Consider the following 2,070-nt stretch of genomic DNA (forward strand, 5'->3'; position numbering starts at 1 on the left):
GCCGCAGGCTGGGGGGAGGGGCCCAGGAAGGGAGCCCGCCATGACCCAGCCACCGGCGGTCGACCGACCCGTCGTCGGCACGTACCCGAACTACGAGGGCGCGCAGCGCGCGGTCGACTTCCTCTCCGACAACCACTTCCCGGTGGAACACACCGCGATCATCGGCACCGACCTGCGGATGGTGGAGACGGTGCTCGGCCGGCTGAACCTGGGCCGCGCCACGCTGTCCGGGATGGCCACCGGCGCCTGGTTCGGCCTGCTGGTCGGCCTCTTCCTCACGGCGTTCAGCGCCAACGACCACCACGTGCTGGTGCTGATCGCGGCCGGCCTGGTCTACGGCCTCGTCTTCGGCGCGATCTTCGGCTTCGTCAGGCACGCCCTCACCGGGGGCCGCCGCGACTTCTCCTCGCGGAGCCAGATCGTGGCGGGGCACTACGACGTGGTGGCCGACGAGAAGGTGGCCGAGGACGCGAAGAACCTGCTGATCAAGCTGGGCTGGCGGGAGGGCCAGGGCTAGTTCCGGCGGGCCGGTCCACTGTCGCCGCGCGTTTCGTACACTTGGCCGCACACGCCCGGCGGTGAGCCGCCCGAGCGAGGCAGGCGAGGAGGCGACGACATGTCGGAGACCCAGCGATCCCTCGACGAGGCGGCGGAGGCGCGCCACGTCAGGTTCGGTGCCCTGCCCGAGCGGATCCGTCCCGAGGACCGGTTCGAGGAGGTGCCCGCGGCGGCGCCCGATCCGGCGCGGGACCTCTACAACGACGACGACTGGCTCGTCCGCGCCTGCGGCTGAAACGCCGCACGACCACGGCCCCGGCCACGCCGGCCGGTGGCTCACTCCGCGGTGGCGAGGATCTCCGCTATCGCGTCGACGGCCTCGGCCGCGTCCGCGCCGACGGCGCGGACCGTGACGGCCCCGCCCGCGGTGGCGCCCAGGCCCATCACGCCCAGCACGCTGGCCGCGTTGACGGTGCGGCCGGCGTAGTCGAGCTCGACCGTGCTCTGGAAACCGGCGGCCGCCTTGGTGAGCTGGCCGGCCGGACGGGCGTGCAGGTTGGCGGGGAGTACCACCGTGATCTCGGAACTGGCGGTGGGTGCCGACATGTCGTGCCTCCTTGGCGGCTTCGGCGACGGTTGGCGGGTCGGGCCCGCGGGCGGCACGAGTACGATGCCGACGGGTGCGCCCATGAACGCCGATGGTAAATACCGGAACGCGTTTCAGCAATACCGAACACTCAGCCAACGAGGGAGCGGCCATGGTCCAGGCGGTGCAGCGGGCGGTGCGGATCCTGCGCGAACTGGCCACGGCGGGGCCCAGGCTCGGCGTGACCGAGCTCGCCGACCGCCTCGGCGTCGCCAAGCCGACCGTGCACGCGCTGCTGCGGACGCTGGAGGCCGAGGGCATGGTCACCCAGGACCGGGAGAGCTCCAAGTACCTGCTCGGCCCCGACCTGCTCCTGCTCGGCAACGCCTATCTGGACACCCAGGAGCTGCGCAGCCGCTCGCTGACCTGGGCCGACGTGCTCGCCTCGCGGGCCGGCGAGGCGGTGTGGGTGGCGGTGCTCACCGGGGACCACATCCTGGTGGTGCACCACGCGTTCCGGCCCGCGGGGGCGGTGCAGATCCTGGAGGTCGGCGCGAGCGTGCCGTGGAACACCTGCGCCCTGGGCAAGGCGATGGTCGCCTGGGCGCCCGGCGAGACGCGGGAGCGGCTGCTCGGCGGCCCGCTCGGGGTGCTCACCGGCGCCAGCGTCACAGAACCCGCGGCGCTGCGGGCCCAGCTCGACGCGGCGCTGGCCACCGGCTACGCGCTCGAGGACCAGGAGTCGGCGCTCGGCGACGCCGGGATCGCCGCGCCGGTCTTCGGGCGCGGCGGCGAGGTGGCAGGGGCGATCGGCGTGGTCGGCCCGGTCGAACGGCTGCTGGTGGAGCCGGCCAGGCAGGAGCTCGCGGTGGCGGTCCGCGAGACCGCCCGCAACCTCTCCCGCGACCTCGGGGCCCCGCGCCGGGCCGCCCAGCTCGCCGGGCCCGGTTCGGCGACGGTGCCGACACCGACCCCCTCCCCCGGCC

At 74.2% G+C, this 2,070-nt stretch carries 4 protein-coding genes; 3 read left to right on the forward strand and 1 reads right to left on the reverse strand.

Translation table 11 applies throughout. The annotated features are described in order from the left end of the window. The first annotated feature begins 40 nt into the window (after positions 1-40). Complete coding sequence (locus tag E1283_RS35605) at positions 41-517, forward strand: YflT domain-containing protein (RefSeq protein WP_132822296.1); 477 nt, start codon at positions 41-43, stop codon at positions 515-517. A 99-nt stretch (positions 518-616) separates the two neighbouring features. Further along, positions 617-793 carry a hypothetical protein gene (locus E1283_RS37805; RefSeq protein ID WP_165956365.1) on the forward strand — a complete coding sequence of 59 codons (177 nt, stop codon included), beginning with the start codon at positions 617-619 and terminating at the stop codon, positions 791-793. Between the two features lie 41 nt (positions 794-834). Here E1283_RS37805 and E1283_RS35610 read toward each other — a convergent pair whose 3' ends face one another. Then, positions 835-1,104: an HPr family phosphocarrier protein gene (locus tag E1283_RS35610; protein ID WP_132822297.1), complete on the reverse strand. Its 270-nt coding sequence runs from the start codon at positions 1,102-1,104 to the stop codon at positions 835-837. A gap of 152 nt (positions 1,105-1,256) precedes the next feature. Here E1283_RS35610 and E1283_RS35615 point away from each other — a divergent pair. Beyond that, positions 1,257-2,070 (forward strand): IclR family transcriptional regulator (locus E1283_RS35615; protein WP_132822298.1); only part of this gene is annotated, 814 nt, incomplete at its 3' end.

Source organism: Streptomyces hainanensis (assembly GCF_004348415.1).
GTDB classification, from domain to species: Bacteria; Actinomycetota; Actinomycetes; order Streptomycetales; family Streptomycetaceae; genus Streptomyces; species Streptomyces hainanensis.

Bases quoted from the DNA above. Each gene is read 5' to 3' on its own strand.
- E1283_RS35605 (WP_132822296.1), top strand. From the start codon at position 41: ATGACCCAGCCACCGGCGGTCGACCGACCCGTCGTCGGCACGTACCCG.
- E1283_RS37805 (WP_165956365.1), top strand. From the start codon at position 617: ATGTCGGAGACCCAGCGATCCCTCGACGAGGCGGCGGAGGCGCGCCAC.
- E1283_RS35610 (WP_132822297.1), bottom strand. From the start codon at position 1,104: ATGTCGGCACCCACCGCCAGTTCCGAGATCACGGTGGTACTCCCCGCC.